Genomic DNA, 25,376 nt, shown 5'->3' with positions numbered 1-25,376 from the left:
GCATCGGAACGCGATCAGAGCAGGCGCGCCGACCGGCCCGTGAGATACTCGTCGAAGATCCTGCGGCAACGCTCGGCCAGCTCCGGGCCTTGGGATCGGCCGAGGAGGACGATGTCCTGCCAGAACCTTTCTTCATCGAAGTTCTTGAAGTCGTGGAGCGAGAAAAACGCAAGATTGTGGAATCGGTCCGCCAGTTCCTTCAGCTTTCGCAATTCCTGGCCGGTGCGGAACCAACTCGCCGGTCTCCACCAAACCGCCTCTCGATGCCCGGCACGCATGTGGACAAACACCGCGTAGAGCAGGTGCCGGTAGGCGTTCTTGCGCTCGGAATTGATGGCTGGCGGGACGGACATCGCCTCACTTCCTAGGCGATCCCGTCACCTCCCGGAAGCCCTGATGCGCGGGCTAGGGGATCAGGCCGGCCCGCCGCTTCTCGAACGCCTGAACATCGCGCGGGCGCTGGACGCAGGCGTTGTAGAGGGTGGAGCCATCGGCCTCGTAGTCGAAGCGCAGCGAATGGTCATCGTAGTCCCAGCGCTCCCAGACGCGGTTCGCGAGGCCGAACTGGCCCACGGAGCCATATCGCCGCCGGATGAGGAGGGCGTGCCTAGGGCGGCGACGAGGGCGCTGCGGATCGCGGCCAGGGTCACGCCGGGCGCGACATCGCCGGCGTAGGGCGTGAAGCGCGACTCCTTCTTCGCATAGAGGTGCACGGCGCTGACGACCAGGACGCGCGGGGCGACATGCTCGAAGTGGACGTTCACCCCGTCCTTCTTGAAGCCCTGCATGCGGCTGCCGTGGAAGTTCTCCAGCTTGTTCGCCGCTTGGGCGAGGTCCTTGAATTGCGCGTAGGCAGGGGAGTCCTCGCGCTGGTCGAGGATCGCGATGCAGTCCTGGAGGGTGATCATCGTCGTTGCGGAAAAGAGTCACTGAGGCTGCCCCTCACGGCGAGAGCCCGAGAGCCTCCGCCCAAGATTGCCAGCGTGCCAAGAGGTTGTGCCGTTCCAGGATCCCGCCAAAGCGGTTTCGATCAAAGGCCGGAAGTGAAACGAGATACACCACCCGCGCCCGGTCCTTTGGCCGCCCCACCGTCAGGGCAATCGCCGCGAGATGCTCCGCCGACATTACCCGTGCGCGGTGGCCGTCCCATTCGAAAAGCCCGGCTTCCGTGATCGCTTCGGATTCCAGCCCGGGTGCAGCCGCGAGAAATTGGACGGGAAATCCATGGATCAGGATCCCCTCTTCATCAAATTCGTCGAAGCCCATCCTCCCGAGTTCCCGGAAGACCGGATCGAGCGAGAGGAGAATCGAGCCCGGCTGCGGATTCAGGAACACGAACACATCGATGTCGCGGGTCGCGAGCGGTTCGCCATGGAAGCCGGCAGCCGTCGCGCCACCGATGGCATACGATGCGACGACGCCCGATTTCAGGAGTTCTTCGAGGACGTCGCAGACGGCTTGCATGCCTTCTTGATGGCTTCGAGTTCGCGGGTCTCTAGGATCATGCGCCCAATGAGTTCCACCTTTTCGGCCAGGGGAAGGTTCCGCTGCCGCTCCCGCCAACGGGGCATGCCCCGCACGGGTTCGGGTCCGGGTTCAGGATGGGATTTCGTCCGGTCGACCATGACGAACTGTGTTCCGCCACCGGCATGAACTCAAGCGCGGAGCTGGTTTCGCTCCCGTAGGCGCTGTGATGACACCGCGGGAGGCAAGGGTGAGGTCCGCTTTGCCGGTGGCTTCCGCGGTGTCACCACCGCGCCTACGGGAAGGCATGGCAGGGCCTTCAGGGTCCGGCGGGCGCTTCATCGGGTGAAGGCGCTTTTTCAGGCACGGTCAGCCACCGCGCCTTGTAGATCTTTTCGCCCTCGAGCCGACATTCGGCGGCGGGGTGGAGGAGGGTGATGGTATCGGTCCACCAGTTGGGCTTCTTGGCTTGCACGACGACGAGGCGGCCGGTCGTGGGATGCGGTTCCACGGTCTTCACCGCGGGCCGGTCGTGGAGGTCAGGATGGGGGCGAAACTCGCCCTTGTCGCGGTCGAAGAGCCAGACGTGGGCATCGGTGGAAAGGACGAGATCAGAGCTGCCCGGCATGGCGCGCAGGTCGTGGCCATCGCGATCCGGCAGCGGGTGGCGGGACTTCGGCTCGAGCTTCGGCGCAGGGCTGTCCCACGCGGCCAGCGTGAAGCTGTAGAGCTCGTCCATCCCGAGTGCCCAGACCACCGCACGCTTTTGACTCAGGCCGTTTTCTATCACTTGGGATAAAGAGCACCCTTCGAGGTAAACGCAGAGCCGCAAAGGTCGCAGAGGGTCGCGGAGATGATCTGGCAGGGACGAATGAAATGGATAGGGCTGGCGGGCTCGAGCCCGACCACCGACACCATCCCTCTTATCTGCGTCAATCTGTGTAATCTGCGGTTGAATTCCTCTGGCACTTCGGGGCGGTCCGGAAACCAAAGGCATCAACCACAGATGACGCAGATGGACACAGATCAAGAAGATCGGACGGCTGCGATGCGGGGCCAGGATGGATGAAGGCAGAGAAGTTCAGGAGGACCCCATACAGGATCATCTTCTTCTCTGCGTCCCTCCGCGACCTTTGCGTCTCCGCGGTGAACTCCGCCAGCCCCGTCATCGACCGCAGCCCATCCCCAGCGGCAAGGGCGCGGCACTTCACTTCGGGCGGAATGAATTCGCGCTCCCAGTGAAGGGCACTCCGGCGGCGTCGCCACATTCCACCAGAAGAGCCGCGTTTCCCCTGCCCCCTCTGCCAGCCCCGACAACAGTGGTCCGGCTGAGCGATGCCACTCGCCGGATTGCCACTTGGATTGCCGGTTCGAACCTTCTCCCGCCGGAACGACGAAGTCGTCCTGCTACGAAAACCAAGCCCCGCGCTCTCGTGTGGCAGGACCGCCCGGGACGAGAGCTTGAACCTTTATCCATTTCTTGATATCCCGAAGGAACATGAGGCTCCCGACCTTGCTCGCCATCTTCGCCGCATTCTTTTCCCTCGCTGTCGTTTCCCACGCGATGGATCGCCCGGCCGCCCATACCAAGGGCATCCCCGTGGACAAACCGGCCGGCGAGCTGAAGCCGGGCGAATACTGGTGGAATCCCGCGCTCTCGCCGAATGGACCTCTGATGATCCTGGTGAGCGTGCCGAAGCAGACGATGCACGTGTATCGCAATGGCATCCTGATCGGTCGCTCGACGGTCAGCACCGGCGCGAAGGGCCACTCCACTCCCGGCGGCGTCTTCACCATCCTCGAGAAGAAGAAGACCCATCGCTCCAAAAAGTACAACAACGCGCCGATGCCGAACATGCAGCGGCTGACGTGGAGCGGCATCGCGATGCACTCGGGGAATCTGCCGGGCTTCCCCGCGAGCCACGGTTGCATCCGCCTGCCGTATGATTTCTCCCAGCTCCTCTTCACCGCCACGGAGAAGGGCGGCACCGTGGTCGTGGGCGATGGCAAGGTGCCGACGCCCTATCTGGCGGACAACCCCGGCCAATTGCTCGCGCCGAAGGACTTCACGCCCAAGATGCTGGAGCAGCTCGGCGAGGGCCAGTACGAGTGGCAGCCGGAGCGCAGCAAGACCGGCCCCATCACCATCGTGGTCAGCTCGGCGGACAAGATGATGTATGTCTACCGCGGCGGGAATCCGATCGGCCGCGCCGTGGTGGAGATCACCGGCTGGGGCGCGCTCGGCGAGCACGTCTTCTCGCTGCTGGAAGGCGCCACCACCGAGCCCAGCAAGCTCGCCCCGGGCCGCAATGCCCGCCGCTGGATGAGCGTGAAGACCGAGAAGGCGATGTTCGCCGACGCCGACAAGGTCGCCAGTCGCCTGCGCTTCAATCCCGAATTCGCCACCAAGGTGGATGACATCCTGACCCCGGGCACCACCGTCATCGTCACCGAGCGCGAGGTCGTGCGGAAGCTGAGCAACGAGTCGTTCTTCGAGAACTGAACGTGGTCCGCACTCTCCGAGTGTGGCCGAAGCAGCTCTCCCAGCCGTCGGAGATCACCGGCCAGCATCCTGCCAGCCATAGTGGTCTGCACCTTCCGTCGCGTGGACAATCTCCGGATGCAGCCGGTGTCCTCCACCGCCCGGTCCTTCGCTCCCGCACACGGAGTGTGCGGACTACCACCCCGTGTTTCCCGCCGGCCGTGAAGGAGGTTTGCATCAGAGCCCGATCAATGGAATTGTTAGGATCAAGCCAGAGCCACCGCCTCACTCACCCACCCCACGGCCCACGTGAAGAAGATCCTCACCATCCTCCTCGTCCTCGGTGGTGCCGCCCTTTTCTGGATGGGCCGCTGGCAGTCCCAGCTCACTCTTTCCACGCCCGAGATCCTGGGGGGACCGGTGCGGCTCAAGGATGACCAGGGCGACCGCCTTTACTACCTCACCAGCCAGTGGGAAAAACGGATCAGCCGGGTCGGCTCCCGCTCCACCTCCAGCCGGCGGACGACGAGTTGGCTCCACATCGACCTCTGGGCGATCGACGCGGCGACCGCGCAGCCGGTCTTCCGCAAGCGGCTGAAGAAGGACAAGGCCCATGGCGACTCGAGCGCAATGGGTCTGGAGCAGGGCGTCCTGTGGGCGCGGATCCCGGAGCTGGCCGGCATTCGTCTCGCCGATGGCGTGATCGTGGCGGACGCCGCGAAGATCGAGGCGCGCAATCCCTCGCTCGCAGGGCTGATGCCGAAGCCGCCGGGGGTCGGGATGTTCCTGCCGGAGTCCATGCAGCCGCTGGCTTTCGACCCCGACGCCGGGATGATCGTGAGGCTGGACGACGCACGGAAGGTCCGGATCGATCCGGTGACCTTGGAAGCGACGCCGTATGTGCCTCTTTCCGAAGAGAAGAAACGCGAGGCGAAGGCCAGCAAGGACGGAGTGGAAAAAGCCACGGTGCGGGCCAAGGTCGAGCGCTTGAGCAACGGCATGGAGTGGCGAGCCATGGTGCGCGGCGTGACCATGCCGCGGCCGGATGGCGAGCAGGACTGGCTGGGCCTGCTCTCGGAATCCGAATTGGCGGAAGCCACCGAGCGGAAAACGGTCAGCAGCCAGATGAACTTCACCGAGCCGATGCGGCACCGGCTGTATCGGGCGCGGTTCAAGAACGTCCAAGACTTCCTCGGCGTGGGGTTTCGATTCCTCGATCCCTCGCCACTGCCGGAGAGCCCGGAGTTCCTGATGGCCGGGCTGCTGACGCAGGATGCGCCCACTTGGGACCAGCAGTCCGCCTTGTGGCGGCGGAATCCGGACAGCGTGTTCGTGCTCTCGCGCGACCGACTTGGCGAGGCCGGGCGCATGCAGATCGCTCGAATCTCCGGACCGGCAGGCCGCCCGGTCTGGAGCAAGGCACTACCCCTTTCCGCGATGAGCACCTGGCTGCCGGCCGAACGCCACGCGCTGATGCTCGGTCCCGACCCCTCGGCCCAGCACTCACCGATGGCGGAAGAAGGCGAGAACACCGTGATGCAGATCGTGTCGATCGATCTCGATACCGGTGAAATCAAATCCTTCAACCCCGACTTCCACCGCGACTGGCCGGCGGAAGACCTCACCCAACAAAAGCCATGAACCCATCTCCTCTTCTTCCTCTGGCCTGCGCATTGGTCATGGGCGCAGCCATCGTCCTCGCATCGTGCAAGCCGGATGCGAAACCCGCCGAGGCACCGAAGGAAACCCCGGCAGCGGCAGCAGAAACGAAAGCCGAAGCGACGCCAACAGCAGCCGATGCCTTCCTCGTGCTCCCGGGCGACTACGCGGAGTCCACCACCTTGGCGGATCTCGAGGCGCGCTTCGGCAAAGCTAACGTGCGGAAGGAAACCACGCCGGAGCCACGCGTAGTGCTCTTCCCGGACGACCCGAGCCGGCGCGCCTATGTCACGTTTTACGAGGATGAGGAATTCGAGCATTTCGCCGGCATCTCGGTGACCGATGCCGGTTCACGCTGGCGCGGCAAGCACGGCGTCCACATCGGCATGACCATGGCGAAGCTGCAGGCGCTGAATCGAAAGCCCTTCCTCTTCTGGGTGGACAACGAGCAGCAGCACAGCCGCGCCCACGACGGCTGGAGTCCGGCGCTCGATGATGATGACGGCTCTCTCGGCACACTCGATGTCGAGGAGGGCGAGCGCCTTTACTTCGACGTCACTCTGGGGCCCACCGATCTCGCGGTGATCAAGGCGATCCCCGATCTGCCCACCATGGAGCAGGTGTCGAGCGCCGACCCGCGCTATCGTGAGCTTCGCGAGGTCATGGTCGTCACCGGCATCGGCGCGAGCAGCAGCCTGGATGACGAGTGGGAATGAGTCGCCGCGACAAAAGCTGGTGCTGCGACTTCTTTGATGAAGCGAGCAGACAAAGCCGGAAATGTGAACCGTCCGGGAGTCGCGGTGCTTGAGAGTTATTCCTCCTCCTCTTCTTCCTCCTCGCGCGCAATGGCAGCGCTATCGGGACGGTCGTAGGTGTCTTGGTCGTCTTCGAAGTCGGCTCCGGCGCTCACGTCATCAAGACGCGCGTTCGCTTCATAATCATCTGCGGGCGTCTCGCGTTCTTCGCGCGTGGCAACCTCAGCACCTTGATCGATCGAAGCTGTGGTCGCTTCCTCGCCGCGGGTGGCTGCTTCGCGCTGGGCTGGTGGTGAGGACTTTTTCGGGCTGGCTTTCATATGCCATCCCTCTTCGCAGGGCTCGTGCCACAGCGGCCCGATCCGTACAGAAGCGAGCCGGGCGAGTTTCCAGCGCTATCAGGATCACCTCGTGGGTTTACTGACTCTGCCGCATCGGAATCGTCCGGCTCTAGGATACCGGTCGCATCGAACCAGCGAAGTGCAAATGGATTCTGTGGAAAAGACCGGGAAATCTCAGCTTTTCGATGATGGTGCCTTCCGCTTCGTCAGCGCTTCCGGACGATGGGCGGCTTGCTCGCCCGACTTTTCGCTTTCGACCAAATATTGCGGGCCATCCTTGGAAGCAGCCACCTTGTGACCCTTGATCATGCGCGGCGCGGTGAGTTTCCGCACGATCTTCCCCTGCGTTTTGCCTTGGGAAGTCTCCCACTCGACCTTGTCTCCCTTATGAAGCGATTCCGGTTTCATCACTTCCTACTTTCGTAGCTCAACGGTCGCTGATGACGGGGGCATCGAGGCGCTTCTCCTCGATGTCGTAGACGTCGAACCAATGGTAAACGACTCGTCCCGGGATGTTCTTGTCGATGTATTCCTCGAGGTAGGTCTGAAGCTCCGTATCGAGTTCGCTGATGCGCTTATCACGCAAGCCATTGTTCCAGCGGATGACCTCTTCCTTGCTGGAATTGGTCGCATGCTCGCGGATCCAGCGCTCCATCTCTTCATCGCTTCGGCCTTCGGCCACGGCTTGCTTGAAGGCTCCCGGATCGATCCCCGAGAAGTCGAGAAACATGCTGTCGAGCGGGCAGGCGTAGTGATACTCACCCTGGGTGCCGGCGAGTTCGGCGCGGCACTTGTCGAGGGCGCGGGCGGCGAGGACATAGCCTGCCAATTTCGTCCGCGGGCTGCGCGGGTAGCCGATGCTCAGATCTTTGGCGAGGGTGCGGACGTCTTGGTGAATGGTGTTCGTACTCATGGCGCTATCCCTTTCGCAAGAGGCGGGCCAATCGCGCTACCCAATCACTTGCCGGTCGACGCATCCTTGGCAGGAAGGTCGAAGACCACACGGAATCCCTGGTTCGGCAGTGAGGCCCCTTTCGCCATGCTGCCGATGTCGAGCAGGTTGTAGAAGTGGCAGGAGTTCGCCGAGCACCACCATGAGCCGCCGCGTCCGCAGATGCGCGTCTCGACGATGCTGCTCTCCATCCATGGCGCGTGGCCTTCGCAGTATTCGAAGACATTTCCGATCACGTCGTGAAGGCCCCAGGCGTTCGGCGGGAAGCTGCGGACCGGAGCGGTGAGGACATGGCCGTCCTCGCGGGTGTTCTTGAGATGGCTGGCACCGTTCCAGATATTGCAGGCCTTCACGGAAAACTCCGCGTCCCATGGGTAAGGCGTGGTGGCACCGGCGCGGGCTGCTGTTTCCCATTCGTCAATCGTCGGCAACCGTCCGCCGATCCAACGGCAGTAAGCACGCGCATCCTCGCCGGAAATCTGGGTGACGGGATGATCGGGAAGCTTCTCCGCGGCAGGGCCGTCCGGACCGAAGGGCAGTCGCCAGTTCGCGCCATCGACGCGCTTCCACTCCCACTCGGCGCTGCCCTCACCACCGCTGAGGCTCCAGCCCGTCCTCTCCGCACGGGTTTGGTAGCCGGTCGCTTTCACGAAGGCGGCGAACTGCCCATTGGTCGTCTCCGTGTCGGAGATCAGGAAGCCGTCCGTCTTGAAACGATGCGCCTTGTTGAAGCGATGATCCGCCGCGCCGAGCGCATACTCGCCCGCGGCCACCCGGACGAGGCGATGGTCGTTCTCGCCGCGCCCCATTTCCGCCGCGCCAGCCAAGGTTGCGAAGTACGAGAAAAGCAGTAGCAGCCTGACAGTCCTCATCTCAGCCCTTCTCCTTGATCCACTTTTCGGCCGCGGCGCGAACTTCATCGCGCGATTCGCGACTGTAGGGAATGGCGATCGAAGTGTAGGCATCGACGGGCACCTTCGACACCGGATCGAGCGAGAGTTCCAGATGCTGCTTGTTCTTCGGCAGCGGCTTGCCCGGCTGGTAGTCGGCGATGCCAAGTTCCTGGGCCTCCTTCTTGATACCCTTCACGTAGGCCTTCTCGAGCGAAGTCGTCAGATACGGAGCGTAGCTTTTCTCGCGCAGCAGCCGGCCCATCAGGATCACCAGATCACGCTGCGCCACGCGGGATTGGAAGAGCTGCGTGCGGCGATCGCGCTTTGCCTGGGGCTCATTCTCGTCATAGCTCTCCCTCTCTTCCGCGACGAACCAGCCGCTGACCCTTGGCGGGTCGGCCTTCGCGTCGTCCTTCGCCTTGGCAATGCCCGCGACGAGCTTTGATTCCAGCACCAGCAGCTCCGGCAGCACCTCGGTCGCTTGCAGCGTCAGGATGATTTCTAACAAAAGCGGGTTGAGCACCTTCGGATCGCAACCGGTGTCCTCGCCATCGAAGCTCTCCTCCGGCGCGGGATCTTGCTTCGGCTCTGCCGCTTTCTTCACCAGATCGATCTCCAGCAAGCGCGCGCGGATGGCTTTCACGAGCGTCTCACGGTTCGCCTTCATCGCGGCGAGGTTCGCCTTGGAAAAGGACGCGCCGGCAAACCCGGAAAGCTGATACGCCCGATAGGGCAGGTCGGGAGGTGCGGTGCACACATCGCAAACCTGGGCATAGGAGCCGGGAAACTGGATCACCTTGTCGAGCAAGGCAGGACCGTCTTCCGCAGCGCGGAGCGTAGCGGCCAGAGGAAACAAGAGCGCGAGAGCCGGGATGAATGCGGGGCATTTCATGGTGATCACCGTAAGAACAGGATGTCCCGCTGGCGACTCAGAAAACCATGTCTCCGCGTCTTGTTCCGAAGGCTCCTGAGTCAGCGCACCGTGGGGGCCACCGGCACGGCCTTCGGGTCGGTCGAGCCGGCCTCGTGGAACGAGTGGATCTCCACCACGCGCCGACCTGCCGCCCCCGGCCCGCGATAATCACCGCCGAGCCGGTAGCCTTCCGGATAAGCCTTCTTCGGCTCGAACGTGAAAGGAACCACCGACAGCGGCGTGCCGACCGAGTCCTCGATGATCACGGTTCCCTGGATGCGATCGATCTCGAGCCCGGAGTCATTGCGGAACTCGCCCCCGGCGGTGAGGCCGAGCATCCGCCGGTACTTCAACTGCCGGTCGACATAGCTGCTCTCCACGATGGGATCACTGTAGGCCAGCGTGACCGTGGCATAGGCCGCATGCGGACCGGCCGCCGACGAGGAAAGGCCGCCGGTCGCGAAGGTTCCGGTCTCTCCCGGCGCGAGGATGAACGAGGCCACGCACTTGTGGACCTCGCCCGGCGGGTGACCGATGGCGACATTAAAGACCGGAAGCACCAATGGCTTCGACGCGCGGTTGGTGACCTTCGCCACCACCCTGCAGCTCCCCGAGCCCGACGAGGGGGCGATCACGGTGACATCGCTTGCCACGACTTCTTCCGGGGTAATCCCGCCCGCCGGTCCCCTTGGCGGGACGTGCCGTGACGACACGAAGTCCCACGCGGTGTAGGCAAATCGTCCGACGACAAGAATTACCGCCGCTGCCACTAACAATCTCCCGCTCGTAGTGATGCCTAACAGACAAGCAGGCGGACCCGCCCATTTCGGGGCACTTTTCCAGCTCCGCTTCACATCTGCGCCGAGATATTCCAAGGCACGAACTCACAATCGCCGAACCCGAGGGCCTCGGACTTGCTCTGGCCGCCGCTGGCAACGCGCAGGATCTCCTGATAGATGCGGTCCGCGACCTGTTCATGGGTTTCCTCGCCGTCCGCAATGGAGCCCGCGTTGATGTCCATGTCTTCCTCCATGTGGCGGAACATCGGCGTGTTGGTCGCGATCTTGATCGAGGGCGTCGGCTTGTAGCCGAAGACCGAACCGCGGCCGGTGGTGAAGCAGAGCAGATTCGAACCGCCCGCGACCTGACCGGTCACGCCCATCGGGTCGTAGCCGGGAGTGTCCATCATCGACATGCCGCGCTCCTTGACCGGCTCGGCGTAGCGGAGCACGGAAACGAGGTTGGTGGAGCCCGCCTTGCAGACGGCGCCGAGGGACTTTTCGAGGATGGTGGTCAGGCCGCCGGCCTTGTTGCCCGGGGTGGGGTTGTTGTTGATCTCGCCATCGAGCTTGGCGGCGTAGTCTTCCCACCAGCGGATGCGCTCGATGAGCGCCTCGCCGACCTCCGGGCGAACGGCGCGGCGGGTCAGCAGGTGCTCGGCCCCATAGACCTCCGGCGTCTCGGCAAGAACCGCAGAGCCACCTTGGGCAACGAGCCGATCCACGGCGAGGCCGAGCGCGGGATTCGCGGTGATGCCGGACAAACCGTCGGAGCCACCGCATTGCAGGGCGACGATGAGTTCGCTGGCTGACACCGGTTCGCGCCGCGCTTGATTGGCCGTGGGCAGCACGTCGGAGATGAGCTTTTCAATGCAAGCCTCGATGGTCTTCCGGGTGCCGCCCATTTGCTGGATGGTCAGGTAGTGCATGCTGCCGCTGGGTGGCTTGCCGAAGGCCTCGACCATCGCCGGGATCTGGTTGGTCTCGCAACCGAGGCCGACCATCATGACCGCGCCGAAATTCGGATGGCGGACGTGGCCCCAGATCGTGCGCTGGAGCATGGCGAAGGCCTCGTTGCGGTTCGAGATGCAGCAGCCGAGGCCGTGGGTGATGGCGATCACGCCATCAACGTGCGGGAAGTTTTCTAACAGGCCGCGCTTCTCCACCTCGCGGACGACGTGATGGGCGACGGTGGCGGAGCAATTCACCGAGGAAATGATGCCCACGTAGTTGCGCGTGCCGGTCTTCCCGTCGCCACGACGATAGCCCATGAAGGTATCGCGCTGGTCTTCCGGGACGTAGGCAGTGGGCTTTGCCAAACTACCATGGGCATAGTCGTCGGTGTGGGCCGACATGCCGAGATTGTGGCTGTGGACGTGCTCGCCGGCAGCGATGGGCCGGGTGGCGTGGCCGATGACCTGGCCGTATTTATAAACCGCCGCGCCTTCCGCGATGTCACACAGGGCGACCTTGTGACCGCGAGGCACGCCGCCGCGGACCGTGGCGGCGCCGGGCAAGATCTCGCCCGCGGGCAAATCGGCGAGGGCAACGGCGACGGGGTCCTCGGCGTGAAGAAGGAAGATGCGGTTCATGGCGGATCTCCCGTCTGACGGCGGCGGACGCGCATGAACAGAACGGAAGCCCCGCGAATAAGCGGACTTGGATTTCGGATACCCGGCACCGCGCCGGGCCGGTCCGCCTCAGTTCGCCGGGAAGACGTACTCCTCGGCCTTGCCTTCCTGCGGCCGGAACCCGTCACCGATGTCCTTGCTGGTGACGAAAATCATCAGGCTGAAGAGCAGCATCGCGAAACCGACCTGAACGAACTCCAAGATCTTCGCCCGCACGGGACGGCCAGCGATGGCCTCCATGGTCGCGAGCGTGATATGTCCGCCATCCAGCACCGGGAAGGGCAGCATGTTGAGGATGGCGAGGTTGATATTGAGCAGCACCATGAAGGCGAGGATGCGCTGCCACGGGTGGTCCATCCGCAGCATCCGGTACTGGAGCTTGGCGATGCCCACGGGACCGCTGAGATGGCCCACGCCAATGCTCGACTTCGGCGAGGCCACCCGCGCGATGGTCAGCCACATCTGCTTCAGCGTGTCGGTGATTTGGTCGAGCGGTTTGGGGTGAACGATGTGGTTTTCGTAAACCAAGCCGTCGCCGAAGCTCATGCCGATCATCGCATTCTTGCCTTCCGGTTTGATCGGAACACGCGGGCGGATGGTCACCTCGAGCATCTCCTTCTTGCGCTCGAAGACGAAGTTGATCGGAGCCTCGCCCTTGGAACGGATGTAGTCGATGAGCTCCTCGGAGCTGGTGAATTCCTTCCCATCGGCGGTGACCAGCCGGTCGCCTTCCTCGATGCCGGCGGCTTCGGCGGGCGACCCCTTCAAGGTGGAGATCGCAAACACCCAACCCGTCTCCGGCTCGATGCCGACCTGACGCAGGGCCTTGCGCTGCCACCAGCGGGTCTTCGGAATCTCGAAGTGCGACGTCAGAGTGAGCGGCTTGGCCTCGCCCGGACGCTCCACGGTGATTTCGATGTCGTCCCCCTCGCTGGTCACGATCTGGGTGAAGATGCTGTCGAGCCGGCCATCCCAGCCGTTGACGACGCTGCCGTTAATGTGGGTGATCTTGTCGCCCGCCTTGAGGCCGGCCTTTTCACCCGGGCTGCCTTCCAAGACACCGGCGATGACCTGGGTGGGCGCGAAGTCCTTCGGCTTACCGACAATGTAAACGCCGACCGCGGCGGACAGCGCGAGCAGGAAGGAAAAAAGCGGACCCGCAAAGGCGACGATGATCTTGTCGAGCGGCTTGATCGGCGGCAGCGCCTCGCGGTCGAGATTGCCGCCTTCGATCGACTCCATCGGTGCCATCTGCGGCAGGGCAACGAAGCCACCGGCGGGAATCCAGCCAAGGCCCCATTGCACACCGTTGATGGTCTTGCTCCAGATCGGCTTGCCGAACCAGATCTGGAAACGGTCAATCTTGAGGCCACGCCACTTGGCCGCCCAATAATGGCCGAGTTCGTGGACGAAAATGATCAGATTGAAGACCACGATGACCACCAGGATCAGGAGGGCGATCTGCGGAACGGTGCTGAGAGCTGCCATGAGGTTGCAGGCATAGCGTAGCTGGGACCGTCAATGCTTCAAGAAGTTAAACCTAGCCGGGACTCTAGCAGGATTGACGTCCCCCCCGCCTTCCTTGGAGACTGCGGTCCGTGGCTTGCAGAATCGTCCAGGCCGTGGTGCGCGGGGAAATCGACAACACGGTCGAGGGGAAGACCGCAGGCTGGGTGTGGCTGGCCGGTCGGGAGCAGCCGGTGACGCTGGAACTGAGTGGCGATTGCTGGCGCGACCTCGCCGGGGCGCGGCTGACCTTTCGCAATCCCGCGCCAGAGGTGCAGGTGGGCCTTTCACTGGATCCCGTGCAGCGCGGGATGATCGGCGACATGACGGCATCCCGGAAAACCAAGGTGGCGCTCGTTTCCGATGAGGAGGCCCACGCATTGCGCGCGGCCGGGCAGGACGTGCCTTTCAGTTGGAAGAACTCGCTCTACCTCGAGTGGTTCAGCGAGGCGAACGGCCGGGTCCTGATCGAGAGCAGTGGCTTCGAGCTGTTCATCTCGGAGCGCGCCTGGAAGATGGACGAGGACGCCGAGGAGGCACAGAAGCTCGCCAATCTCCACGCCATGCGCGACGCCATGGTCCAGCTCATCCGGCGGGTGGATCCCATGGCCGGGGACGACGAATTTGTCTGGGAAGAGCGGCTCAAGGAGTCCGAGCGGCTGACCGAGGCCTTCGTGCAGGTCCGGGAAAAGTACGGCGACGACCCGGACGCGCAGCGCAAGGAAGCCTTTGCCATGGGCTGGGACGGGCTGCTCGATGCGCTGGCCCGCGAGGGTGAGCCACAGGAGGCCGGGGAAAACGATGACTCGTGGCCGGAGGAACCGGAGTTCGAGGAGGAGGAAGAAACCTGGGACCCGGCCTCGCTCCTCATCCAGCACCCGCTGCAGGAAAAGGCCCAGGAGATCGTACTCCGGGGCATCGACCTGACCCGGGCCGGCAACGAGCATCCGGCAGCCCATGTTTTAAACCGCTCGCTGATGCAAGTCTCCGGAAAGATGGCCGGTGCCCTGAATGGCGGCGACTATGAGCGCGAGACCGGCTTCGTGCTGGCACTCCTGAAACGCTGCCTGAATTGGCAGAACGAGGCGCTGGCCGCCTGCATGGAACTGATTGATGCGGCGGACGATCCCGACCATCAGCGGGCCATGGAGGCCCTGCGCGATTCGATTTTCGAACTCCGCGAGGACATTGTGAACTTGCGAAAAGAACTTAAGGAAAATTAAGCGATTGCATCGCTAAGAATCCACGTTACCACGTCGCCCCATGAAGAAGCTGTACGCATTCGCCGCGTTCGCCGCCCTTTTGACCCTCAATTCCTGCAATACCGCCATCGGCTTTGGGCGGGATCTGCGCCTGCTCGGGTCGGGAATGGAGAACAAGGCCCACGGTCGCACTTGGAGTGGTCAGGACCAGCAGCAGCAGGAAAACCTGCCGACCTACTGATCCTCAGTCATTTCCTCATCATCCTCAGCGGGTTGCGGATTGGCCTCGAGCCATGCCCGGGCAGCATCGCCATTCGCGAACTCTTCGCCGGTGATGTTCTCCAGTTCCAGCCGGGCGGCGTCTTGGAGGCTTTCGTCGCGATTATCCATGGCCGCGGCGTAGATCTGGATGCGGATCTGATCCGGGGCGGCGTCACCGGTGGCGAGCAGGTAAGTCGCGATTTCCGGCCGGCCCTCCTTGGCAGCCTGCTTGACCAGCAAGGGGCCGACTTCCCGCCAGTGTTCCGGGTCCTTGCTCGCCGACAGGCGGTCGAGCTCGATCAACAGCTCCGGGCCGCGGCCACGTGCCCACAACAACTCTAACTCCCTCGCCGCCAGAGGCTTGAGATCGACGATGGTCGTCCTCGCTGACTTGGTGGGCGGCAGAGCCGGAGCAGCGGATGTCGAGGGACCGGTCTTGGAACCTCCGGTCTGGCCATCATTGGAAACGCCATCGGCCTCCGGGGCCGGTCGATTGAAAACGACGGCAGCGAGCAAGACGGCAGCCAGCATCAGGGCCAGTGCGATAACGGTGGTTCGGGAAAGTTTCATGGGACAAAAATCCCGCCAAGCCGGCTGGCTTGGCGGGAAAGGTCACGTCTGAACTAAATGGTCCGAAGCGATCAGGGTGCCGTCGTAACGACCGTGTCGATGGTAGTGATCGTCACCGCCGGGGTCGCCGTGTTGGTCGCGACCATGCGATAGACACCCGGGCCCTTGGCGTTGGCGGCGTTGCCGCTGACTTCAAGCTCGATCACGTTGGAATCGGGAATCGCAGTGAACACCGTCGGATTGGCGAGCGAAGCCTTGAACCACTGGCGCGTTGCCAAGGTTGGCGAGGGAGTCGCAGCCGAATTGATCACGGGAGAGATTTTCGCGGTCCCGGAAAGGGCGACCGACAATGTCCGCGGCGAGTTGGTGGTGAACACGAAGTTAGTGAGCGCTGCGCCGACGGTGACATTGCTGACCGCACTCGAGATCGGGCCCGCCGAAGTGGTCACGTCGAGGCGGTAAAAACCGGCCCCCGTAGCGGCCTCACCCCCGATGACCAGCAAACTTGGACTGTTCCCACCAATAGCGGCCGGAACATTTGTGAACGGGCCAGCCAAGGCCGCACCCTTCACCCACTGGTAAGTCGGCGCGGTGATCGGAGCCGGGCTGAGGACCACGCTGAGAGTGGTGGAGTTCGCACCGAGAAGAGGGACCGGCGTCTGAAGGTTCGTGGCAAACGTGGTGGTCTCTGGAGTCACCACGGTATTGCCGCTGGTTACCGAGCCCACCTCATTGGTGACCACCACCTTGTAGGTGCCGGAGCCATTCGTGGCCGTGGAAGCGCCACCGGTCACGGTGAAGGTAGCTCCGACGGCACCTGGAATCGCCACGTTATCCTTGGACCACTGGTAGGTGGGGGCGGCGAAATCATCAAATTCAACGGGATCCGTACCAGGAATCGGTCCGGGAATCACATCGGGGTTCAGCGTGACGGTGAGGATCGAGGTCTCGCCATCCTGAAGCTGAAGGGTAGGAGCAAGGTCGACGATGATCGTCGGGGCTTCCACCAGGGTCCGCGCGTACTTCTGCTTCACCAAGCGCGCCACGAACTCGGCTGTCGCCTCGGCAATGGTGGTCGCCTCGGTCTTCACGGAATTCGCGCTGCCACTGACCACCGAGCGCTGCGTCCCGGCACCGGCCAGGACGATCTGCGGGCCGGTCACGGTATCGCTCGCGCCGGTCTGGAATACCGTCTGGTCGAAGGACAGCTTCCGCGGGAAGTTGGTGGAGAAGGTCGTGCCGGAGAAAGGAATCAGCGGGTTGGTCACGTCGGCCACCCGGACGGGGGCGTACATGTGCCCGTAGAGGCGCCGTCCATTGGACGTTCCGAAGATCCCGTCCGCACGGAAGGCGGTGAAATCGCTATTGACGGAATAGAGGCGGGTGGTCTCGCCATCTTCACGAACCTCCCAGTATTCAATTAAGGTCGCCGGGGAAGGCGTCGTGGTCAGCACGCTATCATCCATGATCAGATAGCCGCGGGTCGAGGCTACCGTTCCCGGATTCATGATGATCGTGCCAAGGGGGGCATTGACCCCGCGTTCTTTCCAGACGGCACCCAAGACGTGGACTTCCGCATGGGAGGTGGCCGCAAGCGAAGCCGCGGCTAGGGTTTTGAGCAGAATCGGTTTCATCTTCAACCGGTCCTTATCCGTACGGAAATCACCCGGCAACTGGGAATTTGCGTATCGATCCGAAATGTCCGGAAGCGGTGAGGACAATGTAAATCAGGCATTCGTGAACCCCCTTACGACCGTAAGAAAATGGTCTAGAGAGCGATCCTAACAGGGCGAATTGCCATCACTCCCGCCCTGTGCGATAGCCCCGGATGAACTCGTCCCCTACGATCCGAGGCACTCGACCCGCATCGCGACCCGGATCTGCCGGACGGCCCGAGAGCTTATCGCGCCGCCCATATTCATGGCCGATCTGATAGGCGCGGGGACGGCTCCATGGATTGTCACGTGGATGGCGAAAGCCGTCTTCATATCCTATAAGATAGTCGGCGCGGCCGGCTCCCTCCCCCGGGCGCGGAGCAGAAGGACGGCCCTCCCGCTGGTCCCCGCTGCCGTCCTTGTGGCCCCGGCGATAGGCTTCGGACTCATTTCCCCGCCACGGCAGGGTGCCAGCTTCACTGATGACCGGGGTAGACGGCGGGGCGCACGACGGGATCAGCAGCGCGCAGAGCAAAAGCATGGGCCATTTCGCCACCCTACGCTGCAGGTTCAGCACGTGACCCGCGAATCGCTGGAGTCGGTGAAGGGGGATCGACGATTTCATCGTTTGGTAGCGATATTCCGGCCATGAAACTCCGTCCAGCCCTCCTTTCCTGTGTCCTCGCCACTGCGGCGCACGCCGATCACGGCCACCTCGCCGACTTCAATGAGCTCACCGGCCGCTGGTTCGGCGTGGCCAAGACCAAGGTGCTCAACGAATTCGTCAATGTCCGCTGGGCCCCCGACGACTCGGCCCTCTTTTATGAGCTTGAGACCTCGGACGAAAAACGGCGGACGAAGCTCGACCCGGCGACCGGCAAGGCCGAGGCGGCAGGCGAAGCGGATCCGATGCCGGAGACCCGACCGGACGAACGCCGCGGGAACCGCCGCCGCGACCGGGACAGCAGAGGGCCGCGTGGCTCGTGGAAATCCCCGGATGGCCGCTGGGAAGTGGCGCTGCGCGAGGGCGGGGTCATCCTGCGCGACACCAAGGAGGGTGCCGAGCGTGAGCTCGCGAAGTCCGATGCCGCGGGCGCATTCCAGGGCCAACCGCTGTGGGCACCGGATTCCTCGCGCTTCGCGATCTGGAAGGAGAAGGACGTGAAGGAAAGGATCGTCCACTACATCGAGTCGTCCCCGAAGGACCAGCTCCAGCCGAAGCACTTCACCAACAGCTATCCGAAGCCGGGCGATGAGATCGACACCCGCGCGCCGTGGGTCTTCTTTACCGGCAGGGAGGAGCCGATCGCTGCCGATCCCAAGCTGCTGGAGAACCCCTTCGAGTGCCGGGAGCTCGCGTGGCGCGGCGATTCGAAGCGGCTCACCTTCGAATTCGTCGAGCGCGGTTTCGGCAAGCACAACGTCATCGAGATCGACAGCGCCACCCGCCAGCAGCGGGTGCTGGTCCGCGAGGAAAGCAGCACCTTCGTCTTCGTCTACGGCAACTCCTTCCGCCGCGACCTCAACGACGGCAACGAGATCCTGTGGATGTCCGAGCGTGACGGCTGGAAGCACCTCTACCTGCTCGATGGCCGCGACGGCTCCACCAAGCGCCAGCTCACCAAGGGCGAGTGGATCGTCCGCGAGGTCGTGAACGTGGATGAAGAGAACCGCGAGGTGCTCTTGAAAATCTCCGGCTGCTACAAGGACCAGGATCCCTACTACATCCACTACGCCCGCGTTTCGATCGACACTGGCAAGCTGATCCCGCTCACGAAGAGCAATGGCACCCATGATCGCTTCGAGCGCTCACCCGGCGGGAAATACTACACCTGCCGTTGGTCGCGGGTGAACAAGGCGCCGGTCACCGAGCTGCGGCGTTGGGAGGATGGCGAGCTGGTCGCCACCCTCGCCGAAGCGGACGACTCGAAGCTCCGCGCCACCAACTGGCCGCTGGCGGAGCCCTTCGTTTCGAAGGACCGCGACGGGAAATTCCACATCCACGGCGTCGTCTGCCTTCCGCCCGACTTCGACCCCGCGAAGAAGTATCCGGTGATCGAGAACATCTACGCCGGCCCGCAGGACTCGTTCGTCCCGAAAGCCTGGAACCCTTGGATGATGCCCAAGCACGAGATCGCCGTCCACGGCTTCATCGTGGTGCAGATCGATGGCAAGGGCACCGCCAATCGCAGCAAGGAATTCCACCACTTCTGCTACAAGAACCTCAAGGACGCCGGCTTCCCCGACCGCATCGCGTGGCTGAAGGAGGCCGCGAAAAAGTGGCCCCAGATGGACCTCGAGCGGGTCGGCATCTTCGGCGGCTCGGCCGGCGGCCAGAACGCACTCGGCGCGATGCTTTTTCATGGCGACTTCTACAAGGCCGCCGCCGCCGACTGCGGCTGCCACGACAACCGCATGGACAAGATCTGGTGGAACGAGCAGTGGATGGACTGGCCGATCGGCCCGGAATACGCCGACAATTCGAACGTCACCCACGCGAAGAACCTCAAGGGCGGGCTGCTGCTCACCGTCGGCGAGGTCGACACCAACGTCGATCCCTCCTCGACCTATCAAGTCATCAACGCGCTCATTGCGGCGGACAAGGACTTCGAGTTCCTGCCCATGACCGGCCGCAATCACGGCTCGGGTGAGGAGCGCTATGGGCAACGGCGGCGGGTGGATTTCTTCCGCGCTCACCTGGGCGGGCCACGATAGTATCCTCCTGAGGCCAACTGCAGCGTCTTGTAACGGCCCGCTGAGCTTGCATGCTTTACGTTTTCTCAGCCGGGTTTATTCTCGGGCAATGAACCGGCTGGAGACGGACATCGAGATCGGGGCCGATGGCAGCGTAAAACTGTTGTCACCCCTGCCATCATGGCTGAAGCCAGGCCGGGCTCATGTGCTGATGACCGTGGAGTCGATGCAAGGGCAGGATAAACCCAAACGCCAGAAGCTCGCTGCCACTCCGGAAGTGATCGCGCAGCGTATGGCGGCACTGGAGGAGATCCGCAAGCTTGACCCCTACCGCGACATCACCGACCCGGTGGCATGGCAATCTGAGATGCGGGAAGAACGTGCGCTGCCAGGACGCGATTGAAGGCATGCTTCTGGACACGAATATCGTCATCCATGCGTGCCAGCCCGGCGGAAACCGGCTCGATCCGTGGACGACCCATCCGAACGCGGCGATTGCCAGCGTGACGAAAATCGAGGCACTCGGTTTCGCGGGAATCTCGCCGGAGGAAGAAACTGCAATCCTCAACTTTGTCGCTGCCAGTCCTGTGTACTCGCTGGATGACGGAGTGATCGAGCGGGCCATCAAACTGCGCCAGCAGAAGAAAATGAAACTGGGCGATGCGATCATCGCCGCCACCGCGCTGGAATACGACATGCCGCTCGTGACCCGGAACGAGGCCGACTTCAAACATATCGCCGGGCTTGACGTGAGGAACCCGTTTGCGATCACGCCATGAATGGCAACATCTGAAGGATTGCTCAGATCCTCGCCACGTCGAAGACGAACGGCTCGCGCCACGCGGGCGGTCCGCCTTCCCAGCCGACGAGGAAATGATGGCCACGATCCCGCCGGCCACGGAGGTCTTGCATCGCTTCGACGAGTGGATCGGCGGCGGACATTCCAACGAGCGTCAGCTTTTCGTCGCGGGTCCGCAATGCCTCCGCCAGCAGCGCGCGGAGGATCGCCGGGTTATCGTTCTCACAAGCAAGCGCGGTGACCTTGCGCACCGGCACGACGGCACCGGGCGGCGGCAAGGGAACGTCGCCACGAAGCGCCGCCCTGACATTCCAAAGCGGACGAAGCATCGCCACGCCCCGCGAATAGCCGGCAATGCGCAGGCGCTGGAAAGCGGTCTGATCCCAGAGCCCCAGCATCCCGATCACGCGTCCCTGGCGCTCGGCGATGAGGAAATCTCCGGCGTGCAGTCCATTCCATCGCCCTTCGCCAAAGTCGGCAAAGCGGACCATCTCCCCGAAGCTCCGTCGTTGCATGGCTTCATTGTAGACCCGTTGCATTTCGGTAAGGTCCGCGGCGACCGCACGACGGACGCTGATGCCGGGGTCGAAGGAGACGTCTTGTGGCGGCAATAGCCAGGTTCGATAGATGCCCGCGGGCCGATACTCAGGGAGGCCGGCGCGGCGACTGGTCAGCAGCTCGATGGCCTTCAGATTGTCCTCAAGCACCAGCGTCTGCGCCCACTCACCCGGCGCGAATACCTCGCGATTCAGAAGACGATAGCCTCGGGAGAGCAAGGTCGAGCGTTGCCAATCGCCGTGGATTCTCAGGTCGCAGAGGTAGCGCACGTCGCGTTCGCCATCGAGCCACACACGGCGCTTGCCGGCAGAGAGCAAGCCAACGGCGCGACCCGAGGTTTCGAAGGCCGCCCACACGCAGGGCTCAGCGGCTTGCACCGCGGCTCCGGCGAAATAGTCCGGGTCGCGCTCCACCGCGAGGTGGATTTGCGAGCCCATCGTCGTGGCCCGGAAGAGTGCTTCCAGCGCCGCGTGATCCTCCGCTCCGGCAGGTCGCACGATCAGCCCAGCCATGACGCGACCACCTCCGGATCGATGTTCGTGAGAAGCGCTGGCAGCTTCACGTCGCCGAGGCGACCCCCGCGGGAATGGACAAGCGCGCTTGCAAGCGTGAGCGACCAGTCCGGTGGAAGCCGACACGTTTTCACGGGCGCAAGCTGGCCGAGCCGGAGCGCTTGATCGAAGTACGGGTTCCGTCGTAGCAAGTTCATCACACGGCCCTCTTCTTTCAGGTCTTCCAGCCAGAGTTCATAGCCCGGAACTTTCGGCGCGGCGACGAGAAAGCCGCGCACACCGAGTTCCGCGAATGCATCGAGCACCTGTTGTTCGTGAAGCTTTTCACCGACCAGATCGGACGAATTTCCCATACGTCCGACAAAGCGCAAACGTGGAAAAACTCCCGCCGCGGTCACCTCCACCTGATCGCCACTGCGATAGCGGAATAAGCCGCCGGCGGTGGTCAGCAGCACTTCATAGCGCTGTCCAATGCGAAGTTCATTCACCGGTACATGGTCGCCATTCTCATCGAGAAACTCATGCCAGTGACACTCGCTGGCGAGGCGCGGGCTACCGTCGATTTCGTCAGGGAGCGACGTGATACCCTCGGTGGCGAGCAGTCCCTTCGGCTCGATGGAAATGCCCCCGAGACGCTCCCGGAGCACGGGAATCCACGGCGCACTGGAAGCATCTGCCCAGCAGCTCACCAGCGCGAGCTTCGGCCACAGGTCGCGCCACGTCTTTCCGGGGCGGAGCTTGCGGACCACGGCATCGATCCCGAGGAGAAAGGTCGGGCTCCACACCGACACGACGCTGAGATCGGGTGTCGCCAGCAACGCTTCCGCCGTCCCTTCAAACACATCTCCGCTCAGATCGGGCACCACCAACCAATCGGCGAGCCGCGCGCCCACGTCATCGGGAAAGTAGGCCACGTCGCTCATCGCTCCAACAGGCAATCCGCCGACGCTTGTATCCGGAATCATTCCCGCAGGTGAAATCGCCCAATAAGCGCTTCCTGCAAAAACCTCGGGACACCGCCCCTGCCAGCCGCGAAACCAGGCCGCGAGACCGCGGGCGAATTCCTCACGCAGACCGTTTGTTAGAGGAATCCATTTCGGCTCCGACGAGGTGCCGGAGGTCCTTTCGAAGCCGAATGGCTCATCGCAGGCCAACACGTTCTGCTCCCCCGCGGCGCAGCGCTCGATCCAACTCCGATGATCCTCGTAGTCCATCGGCGGAATCGCTTCTCGGAACTCTTCCTCGCTGCGGATGCTGCCGAAATGATGGGCACGTCCGAAGTCGCTTCTGCTGTGTTTCTCCAGAAGCTCACGCAGACGCACCCAGGGATCCGCGGCCGCAACCGACCAGCACTCCAGCGAGGCAAGCAAGGCACCGGCAGACGGATTCATGACGCGCTCTCGAATCCTTCACGGAACGCGGCCAAGGCACCGCGTCGCAGGTTCTCGTCGGTCATTTCTGTTAGACAGACGAGTTCCTCGCCTTGATCGTAGCGCGGATTGCGCTCAAGGAAAAATCGGACCCACGGATTGTCCTGCTTGCCGCGGGTATCGTCCGCGAGATCGCCGCGCAAGTGGCCATGGCTCTCGGCGAAACGCACGACACCCTCCCGCTCTTGCCAGGAATCTCCGAACATCGTCTCCGCCACCCGTGCTGCGATGTCTTGCCACTCCTGTTCAACGTGCTCCGGATGCGGATGGAACCTTCGCGCAAACAGCGGAAGGTAAAGGTACGTGCGATGACCCTTTGAAATCAGCAGCCAGAACAAGCGCCGCCCACTCGTCGCGCGCCAAGCACCGGCACGCTGGCAGAAGGCGCGCACAAGCTCCTGGGTGCCCCAGCAGCTTTCATCGATGATCGTGTCGCCGGAAAAAAGGATGTCGCCCTCGGGCAGCTCGCCCGCTGGATTCCAAGCCAGAGTCGTAAAACCGCGCAGCGCGCCGACATCATCGTGCAACATCACGACCTCATCTTTCTCCGCCAGATCGGCATCGAAGCGCGCGCGCGGCACCGCCTCGTAATGGCGTGTCATGAGCGCATGCATCGCCTCTGCCTCCCGCGTCGTGATCGAGTCGACGGAGCGGATGGAACTCACAAGTTGGTTCAACGCAGGCATGCGGCAATGAGGATGGACACCATGAGATACTGGCACGGCATGCGGACCAAGTCCGTCAAAAGATTGAGCCGGATGTGAGCAGCGCCATCCGGCACAAAGTAGATCCCATTCGCCGGGCCCTCGGTGCACTTGCGAAAACGCAGCACGAAGATCACTTCGATCACCAGCGTGAGAAGCGTCAGGACGATCCAGAGCTTCACATCCGGTGGCGCGCCGGGCAGCCACCACAGGACGATGAGGGCGTGGAGCGCATCATGGCCGAGACCGTAGTTGGTGCTCCATTTCTTCCATGCGCACAGCGGCAGTTCGACAATCGTGCGCACCATCATTGATGCCGCCATCCACGCGTAGGCGGCGTGCTGGGTGCACAGCAGCAGTGGCAAGATTACCCACAAGATCGTCGCAAGGGCCAGCCAACCCGCCTTCGCCCGGGATATCGGGCCGCCAAGACGGCCGGGCTGATTTTGCCACGCATGGAAGGCCGGCGCGAGAAACTGGCAGACTAGCAAGACCGCCGCCGCCCAGAGAGGCATCCGCTCCACCGCCATGTGCCAGGCCTCCTTCATACTCATACGCGCAGCCGCTTGCGTTCGGGTGGACGACCGGCGAGTGATTTCCCATCGAGCAACTCACGAATGCCACGCGCGATCGCGTCCGTCTCGTGATAGAGAAAGCGTGGCGCACCGGTGCGTCGCAGATCCTCGGTCTGCTGCCGTAGCACTTCCACGTCCTGATTCAGAATCGCCCCGGCAAAGGGTTGGAAGACTAGCCGGATCAATCCGCCGAAGGGCTCGAAGCGGAAGCCGAGATAGGTGAAGACCCGCGTGCGATCCTCGGTTTCCGGCGTGCACTGGCTCATCACCACATACTGCCGCGTCTCGCTCATCCGGTAGTCGACGCGCGTCACGTAGGGCAGTTGGAAGCGGTCCACGTGGCGGATGCGGCTGCCTTCCGGCACCAGCAGCTTCCCGATCCAAGAGTCCATGCGCTCTTCGCCAAGGAACTCCCCTTCGATCCAATCCTCACCCGACGTGACCTCGATCTCGATCTCCTTGCTTTCCTCGCCGCGGAAGAGGCCGCGGTGGACGTGCGCGGTGTGCGGCACATCCAGGAAATTCTCCACGCAGTGGAAGGCATTCGCCTCGAACACGCGCTCCATCACGAAATGCCTCCAGCCCGCCTCGCCGAGCCACGGGAAATGTAGAGGCTCATGAGTCGGCACCTCTTTCTCCTCCCCCATCCAGACCCAAATGAATCCCTGATGCTCCTTCACCGGATAGCTCTTCACCCGGATCGCTTGGCAAGCGTCGGGCTCGCATGCCGAAGGGATCTTCGTGCAATGCCCGTCACTCCCCCACGACCAGCCATGATAGGCGCAGCGCAGCCCGTCTGCCGTGACCTTGCCGCGGGACAGCGCGAGATTCCGGTGGGCACAGCGGTCGATCAGCGCGGCGGCCTTGCCGTCCTGCCCGCGGAAAATCACCAGCGGCTCGCCGAGCACGGTGCGGGCCACCGGACCCCTGCCGATCTGCGGCGAACGGCAGGCGATGTACCAATGACCTCGGAGCACGCCAAGGATCTAGCGGGTGCGGAGGCAGTCTGGCGAATCGTTTTCCCACCCGCCATCATCTGGA

Annotated in this window: 27 protein-coding genes; 8 read left to right on the top strand and 19 right to left on the bottom strand. The window is 63.2% G+C overall.

Annotated features, from left to right (window positions below; genetic code table 11):
• Positions 1-14: 14 nt before the first annotated feature.
• The 4 genes from OKA05_RS07165 to OKA05_RS07150 form a co-directional block, all read right to left on the bottom strand.
• On the bottom strand, positions 15-353 hold the full coding sequence (locus OKA05_RS07165) for a hypothetical protein (RefSeq protein WP_264486437.1): 339 nt from the start codon (positions 351-353) through the stop codon (positions 15-17).
• 60 nt (positions 354-413) lie between these two features.
• Positions 414-908: a hypothetical protein gene (locus tag OKA05_RS07160; protein ID WP_264486436.1), complete on the bottom strand. Its 495-nt coding sequence runs from the start codon at positions 906-908 to the stop codon at positions 414-416.
• 34 nt (positions 909-942) lie between these two features.
• Positions 943-1,464, bottom strand: coding sequence for a hypothetical protein (locus OKA05_RS07155; RefSeq protein ID WP_264486435.1), 522 nt, complete (start codon positions 1,462-1,464; stop codon positions 943-945).
• 319 nt (positions 1,465-1,783) lie between these two features.
• Positions 1,784-2,203 carry a hypothetical protein gene (locus OKA05_RS07150; RefSeq protein ID WP_264486434.1) on the bottom strand — a complete coding sequence of 140 codons (420 nt, stop codon included), beginning with the start codon at positions 2,201-2,203 and terminating at the stop codon, positions 1,784-1,786.
• A 759-nt stretch (positions 2,204-2,962) separates the two neighbouring features.
• Between OKA05_RS07150 and OKA05_RS07145 the strand changes: the two genes are divergently transcribed.
• The 3 genes from OKA05_RS07145 to OKA05_RS07135 all read left to right on the top strand — a co-directional run bounded on the left by OKA05_RS07145 (position 2,963) and on the right by OKA05_RS07135 (position 6,321).
• Complete coding sequence (locus OKA05_RS07145; RefSeq protein WP_264486433.1) at positions 2,963-3,967, top strand: L,D-transpeptidase; 1,005 nt, start codon at positions 2,963-2,965, stop codon at positions 3,965-3,967.
• 288 nt (positions 3,968-4,255) lie between these two features.
• Positions 4,256-5,587, top strand: a complete 1,332-nt coding sequence (locus OKA05_RS07140; RefSeq protein WP_264486432.1) for a PA2928 family protein — start codon at positions 4,256-4,258, stop codon at positions 5,585-5,587.
• The gene (locus OKA05_RS07135) at positions 5,584-6,321 is read left to right on the top strand and encodes a hypothetical protein (protein ID WP_264486431.1); all 738 of its coding nucleotides are present in this window, start codon (positions 5,584-5,586) and stop codon (positions 6,319-6,321) included. Before OKA05_RS07140 ends, OKA05_RS07135 begins: the two co-directional genes overlap by 4 nt.
• A 95-nt stretch (positions 6,322-6,416) precedes the next feature.
• Here OKA05_RS07135 and OKA05_RS07130 read toward each other — a convergent pair whose 3' ends face one another.
• The 8 genes from OKA05_RS07130 to rseP form a co-directional block, all read right to left on the bottom strand.
• A complete protein-coding gene (locus OKA05_RS07130) occupies positions 6,417-6,680 on the bottom strand; it encodes a hypothetical protein (protein ID WP_264486430.1) in 264 nt (87 codons plus the stop codon).
• Positions 6,681-6,875: 195 nt separating this feature from the next.
• Positions 6,876-7,109, bottom strand: a complete 234-nt coding sequence (locus tag OKA05_RS07125) for a hypervirulence associated TUDOR domain-containing protein (RefSeq protein WP_264486429.1) — start codon at positions 7,107-7,109, stop codon at positions 6,876-6,878.
• A gap of 19 nt (positions 7,110-7,128) precedes the next feature.
• Positions 7,129-7,614, bottom strand: coding sequence for a DUF5069 domain-containing protein (locus tag OKA05_RS07120; RefSeq protein WP_264486428.1), 486 nt, complete (start codon positions 7,612-7,614; stop codon positions 7,129-7,131).
• A gap of 44 nt (positions 7,615-7,658) precedes the next feature.
• On the bottom strand, positions 7,659-8,525 hold the full coding sequence (locus OKA05_RS07115) for an SUMF1/EgtB/PvdO family nonheme iron enzyme (protein WP_264486427.1): 867 nt from the start codon (positions 8,523-8,525) through the stop codon (positions 7,659-7,661).
• Position 8,526: 1 nt separating this feature from the next.
• Positions 8,527-9,438 carry a hypothetical protein gene (locus OKA05_RS07110; RefSeq protein ID WP_264486426.1) on the bottom strand — a complete coding sequence of 304 codons (912 nt, stop codon included), beginning with the start codon at positions 9,436-9,438 and terminating at the stop codon, positions 8,527-8,529.
• 80 nt (positions 9,439-9,518) lie between these two features.
• Positions 9,519-10,334, bottom strand: a complete 816-nt coding sequence (locus OKA05_RS07105) for a hypothetical protein (protein ID WP_264486425.1) — start codon at positions 10,332-10,334, stop codon at positions 9,519-9,521.
• Positions 10,310-11,830 (bottom strand): UxaA family hydrolase, encoded by a 1,521-nt coding sequence (locus OKA05_RS07100; protein WP_264486424.1) that lies wholly within the window; start codon positions 11,828-11,830, stop codon positions 10,310-10,312. The genes OKA05_RS07105 and OKA05_RS07100 overlap by 25 nt, the downstream gene beginning before the upstream one ends.
• A gap of 108 nt (positions 11,831-11,938) precedes the next feature.
• The gene (gene rseP, locus OKA05_RS07095) at positions 11,939-13,357 is read right to left on the bottom strand and encodes an RIP metalloprotease RseP (protein ID WP_264486423.1); all 1,419 of its coding nucleotides are present in this window, start codon (positions 13,355-13,357) and stop codon (positions 11,939-11,941) included.
• A gap of 110 nt (positions 13,358-13,467) precedes the next feature.
• Here rseP and OKA05_RS07090 point away from each other — a divergent pair, with 110 nt between their 5' ends.
• Together OKA05_RS07090 and OKA05_RS07085 are read left to right on the top strand one after the other, a co-directional pair.
• Positions 13,468-14,598 carry a hypothetical protein gene (locus OKA05_RS07090; protein WP_264486422.1) on the top strand — a complete coding sequence of 377 codons (1,131 nt, stop codon included), beginning with the start codon at positions 13,468-13,470 and terminating at the stop codon, positions 14,596-14,598.
• 40 nt (positions 14,599-14,638) lie between these two features.
• Entirely contained in the window at positions 14,639-14,818 is a 180-nt protein-coding gene (locus tag OKA05_RS07085; RefSeq protein WP_264486421.1) for a hypothetical protein, read from the top strand.
• Here the strand turns inward: OKA05_RS07085 and OKA05_RS07080 are convergent.
• Both OKA05_RS07080 and OKA05_RS07075 read right to left on the bottom strand, forming a co-directional pair.
• On the bottom strand, positions 14,812-15,408 hold the full coding sequence (locus OKA05_RS07080; RefSeq protein WP_264486420.1) for a hypothetical protein: 597 nt from the start codon (positions 15,406-15,408) through the stop codon (positions 14,812-14,814). The two genes, OKA05_RS07085 and OKA05_RS07080, sit on opposite strands and share 7 nt — an antisense overlap.
• A gap of 71 nt (positions 15,409-15,479) precedes the next feature.
• Entirely contained in the window at positions 15,480-17,042 is a 1,563-nt protein-coding gene (locus OKA05_RS07075) for a hypothetical protein (RefSeq protein ID WP_264486419.1), read from the bottom strand.
• Between the two features lie 669 nt (positions 17,043-17,711).
• Here OKA05_RS07075 and OKA05_RS07070 point away from each other — a divergent pair.
• The 3 genes from OKA05_RS07070 (at position 17,712) to OKA05_RS07060 (ending at position 20,536) form a co-directional block, all read left to right on the top strand.
• The gene (locus tag OKA05_RS07070) at positions 17,712-19,778 is read left to right on the top strand and encodes a S9 family peptidase (RefSeq protein WP_264486418.1); all 2,067 of its coding nucleotides are present in this window, start codon (positions 17,712-17,714) and stop codon (positions 19,776-19,778) included.
• 88 nt (positions 19,779-19,866) lie between these two features.
• Complete coding sequence (locus OKA05_RS07065) at positions 19,867-20,160, top strand: hypothetical protein (protein ID WP_264486417.1); 294 nt, start codon at positions 19,867-19,869, stop codon at positions 20,158-20,160.
• Positions 20,161-20,164: 4 nt separating this feature from the next.
• Positions 20,165-20,536, top strand: a complete 372-nt coding sequence (locus tag OKA05_RS07060) for a type II toxin-antitoxin system VapC family toxin (RefSeq protein ID WP_264486416.1) — start codon at positions 20,165-20,167, stop codon at positions 20,534-20,536.
• 22 nt (positions 20,537-20,558) lie between these two features.
• Here OKA05_RS07060 and OKA05_RS07055 read toward each other — a convergent pair whose 3' ends face one another.
• From OKA05_RS07055 to OKA05_RS07035, 5 genes are read right to left on the bottom strand one after another with little or no spacing between them, the layout of a single operon-like run.
• Positions 20,559-21,626 carry a GNAT family N-acetyltransferase gene (locus OKA05_RS07055; RefSeq protein WP_264486415.1) on the bottom strand — a complete coding sequence of 356 codons (1,068 nt, stop codon included), beginning with the start codon at positions 21,624-21,626 and terminating at the stop codon, positions 20,559-20,561.
• Positions 21,614-23,017 carry a GH3 family acyl-acid amido synthetase gene (locus tag OKA05_RS07050; RefSeq protein WP_264486414.1) on the bottom strand — a complete coding sequence of 468 codons (1,404 nt, stop codon included), beginning with the start codon at positions 23,015-23,017 and terminating at the stop codon, positions 21,614-21,616. Before OKA05_RS07050 ends, OKA05_RS07055 begins: the two co-directional genes overlap by 13 nt.
• On the bottom strand, positions 23,014-23,721 hold the full coding sequence (locus tag OKA05_RS07045; protein ID WP_264486413.1) for a hypothetical protein: 708 nt from the start codon (positions 23,719-23,721) through the stop codon (positions 23,014-23,016). The genes OKA05_RS07050 and OKA05_RS07045 overlap by 4 nt, the downstream gene beginning before the upstream one ends.
• An 8-nt stretch (positions 23,722-23,729) precedes the next feature.
• Positions 23,730-24,314, bottom strand: a complete 585-nt coding sequence (locus tag OKA05_RS07040; RefSeq protein WP_264486412.1) for a hypothetical protein — start codon at positions 24,312-24,314, stop codon at positions 23,730-23,732.
• Entirely contained in the window at positions 24,311-25,312 is a 1,002-nt protein-coding gene (locus OKA05_RS07035; RefSeq protein ID WP_264486411.1) for an aromatic ring-hydroxylating dioxygenase subunit alpha, read from the bottom strand. The genes OKA05_RS07040 and OKA05_RS07035 overlap by 4 nt, the downstream gene beginning before the upstream one ends.
• Between the last annotated feature and the right edge of the window lie 64 nt (positions 25,313-25,376).

Origin of the sequence: Luteolibacter arcticus, from assembly GCF_025950235.1 — a bacterium.
GTDB lineage: Bacteria > Verrucomicrobiota > Verrucomicrobiia > Verrucomicrobiales > Akkermansiaceae > Haloferula > Haloferula arctica.
The sequence above is the reverse complement of the archived record's forward strand: the minus strand, read 5'-3'. Positions and strand labels throughout refer to the sequence as shown.

What these genes read in the sequence shown, in the direction of transcription:
- OKA05_RS07135 (WP_264486431.1), top strand. Translation starts at nt 5,584, where the DNA reads ATGAACCCATCTCCTCTTCTTCCTCTGGCCTGCGCATTGGTCATGGGC.
- OKA05_RS07155 (WP_264486435.1), bottom strand. Translation starts at nt 1,464, where the DNA reads ATGCAAGCCGTCTGCGACGTCCTCGAAGAACTCCTGAAATCGGGCGTC.
- OKA05_RS07150 (WP_264486434.1), bottom strand. Translation starts at nt 2,203, where the DNA reads ATGGACGAGCTCTACAGCTTCACGCTGGCCGCGTGGGACAGCCCTGCG.
- OKA05_RS07120 (WP_264486428.1), bottom strand. Translation starts at nt 7,614, where the DNA reads ATGAGTACGAACACCATTCACCAAGACGTCCGCACCCTCGCCAAAGAT.
- rseP (WP_264486423.1), bottom strand. Translation starts at nt 13,357, where the DNA reads ATGGCAGCTCTCAGCACCGTTCCGCAGATCGCCCTCCTGATCCTGGTG.
- OKA05_RS07110 (WP_264486426.1), bottom strand. Translation starts at nt 9,438, where the DNA reads ATGAAATGCCCCGCATTCATCCCGGCTCTCGCGCTCTTGTTTCCTCTG.
- OKA05_RS07040 (WP_264486412.1), bottom strand. Translation starts at nt 24,314, where the DNA reads ATGAGTATGAAGGAGGCCTGGCACATGGCGGTGGAGCGGATGCCTCTC.
- OKA05_RS07070 (WP_264486418.1), top strand. Translation starts at nt 17,712, where the DNA reads ATGAAACTCCGTCCAGCCCTCCTTTCCTGTGTCCTCGCCACTGCGGCG.
- OKA05_RS07085 (WP_264486421.1), top strand. Translation starts at nt 14,639, where the DNA reads ATGAAGAAGCTGTACGCATTCGCCGCGTTCGCCGCCCTTTTGACCCTC.
- OKA05_RS07075 (WP_264486419.1), bottom strand. Translation starts at nt 17,042, where the DNA reads ATGAAACCGATTCTGCTCAAAACCCTAGCCGCGGCTTCGCTTGCGGCC.
- OKA05_RS07055 (WP_264486415.1), bottom strand. Translation starts at nt 21,626, where the DNA reads ATGGCTGGGCTGATCGTGCGACCTGCCGGAGCGGAGGATCACGCGGCG.
- OKA05_RS07145 (WP_264486433.1), top strand. Translation starts at nt 2,963, where the DNA reads ATGAGGCTCCCGACCTTGCTCGCCATCTTCGCCGCATTCTTTTCCCTC.
- OKA05_RS07065 (WP_264486417.1), top strand. Translation starts at nt 19,867, where the DNA reads ATGAACCGGCTGGAGACGGACATCGAGATCGGGGCCGATGGCAGCGTA.
- OKA05_RS07115 (WP_264486427.1), bottom strand. Translation starts at nt 8,525, where the DNA reads ATGAGGACTGTCAGGCTGCTACTGCTTTTCTCGTACTTCGCAACCTTG.
- OKA05_RS07160 (WP_264486436.1), bottom strand. Translation starts at nt 908, where the DNA reads ATGATCACCCTCCAGGACTGCATCGCGATCCTCGACCAGCGCGAGGAC.
- OKA05_RS07130 (WP_264486430.1), bottom strand. Translation starts at nt 6,680, where the DNA reads ATGAAAGCCAGCCCGAAAAAGTCCTCACCACCAGCCCAGCGCGAAGCA.
- OKA05_RS07080 (WP_264486420.1), bottom strand. Translation starts at nt 15,408, where the DNA reads ATGAAACTTTCCCGAACCACCGTTATCGCACTGGCCCTGATGCTGGCT.
- OKA05_RS07060 (WP_264486416.1), top strand. Translation starts at nt 20,165, where the DNA reads ATGCTTCTGGACACGAATATCGTCATCCATGCGTGCCAGCCCGGCGGA.
- OKA05_RS07165 (WP_264486437.1), bottom strand. Translation starts at nt 353, where the DNA reads ATGTCCGTCCCGCCAGCCATCAATTCCGAGCGCAAGAACGCCTACCGG.
- OKA05_RS07050 (WP_264486414.1), bottom strand. Translation starts at nt 23,017, where the DNA reads ATGAATCCGTCTGCCGGTGCCTTGCTTGCCTCGCTGGAGTGCTGGTCG.
- OKA05_RS07125 (WP_264486429.1), bottom strand. Translation starts at nt 7,109, where the DNA reads ATGAAACCGGAATCGCTTCATAAGGGAGACAAGGTCGAGTGGGAGACT.
- OKA05_RS07100 (WP_264486424.1), bottom strand. Translation starts at nt 11,830, where the DNA reads ATGAACCGCATCTTCCTTCTTCACGCCGAGGACCCCGTCGCCGTTGCC.